The organism is Mycobacterium simiae (assembly GCF_008370645.1).
Lineage (GTDB): Bacteria > Actinomycetota > Actinomycetes > Mycobacteriales > Mycobacteriaceae > Mycobacterium > Mycobacterium simiae_A.
In genome coordinates this window covers 1-421 of sequence record NZ_VTZN01000545.1, presented here as the reverse complement: position 1 = coordinate 421, position 421 = coordinate 1, and the positions used below count along the sequence as shown (strand labels likewise).

General features: G+C 80.0%; 1 protein-coding gene. It reads right to left on the bottom strand.

From position 1 onward, the window contains the following. Window positions 1-421 (bottom strand): EsaB/YukD family protein (locus tag F0Q45_RS26825; RefSeq protein ID WP_306439484.1); only part of this gene is annotated, 421 nt, incomplete at both ends.

Below are 421 nucleotides of genomic sequence, written 5' to 3'. Positions count from 1 at the left end.
GCCCCCGCGGGCCAGGACCACGGCCGCCGCGGCGAGCAGCACCGCCGCCAGCGCGCCGCAGTACACCCCCGGCAGCCACCCCGGATGCCCGTAGCGCCAGCGGCCCATCAGCGCGGTGGCGCACCCCACGCCGGCCACCACCATCGCCGCGCCGACCCGGCCCGCCCAGGCCGGGGTGACCCCGGGCCAGCGGCGGGTCAGCTCGGCGGCCACCGCGGTGGTGACGTGCTCGACGACGTCGATCCGCGCCTCGGGGTCGGGCGCGAACCGCAGCCACAGCCGGGTGCCGTCGACCACGCCCTGCTCGGCCAGCGAGCGCGACGGTTTCAGCGCGGCGCCGTCCACCCAGCACAGCGTCCAGCGGCCCCGGTCCCCGGCCGCCAGCCGCGGCTGCCCCAGCTCGTCGAGCCGGGCGTTGACC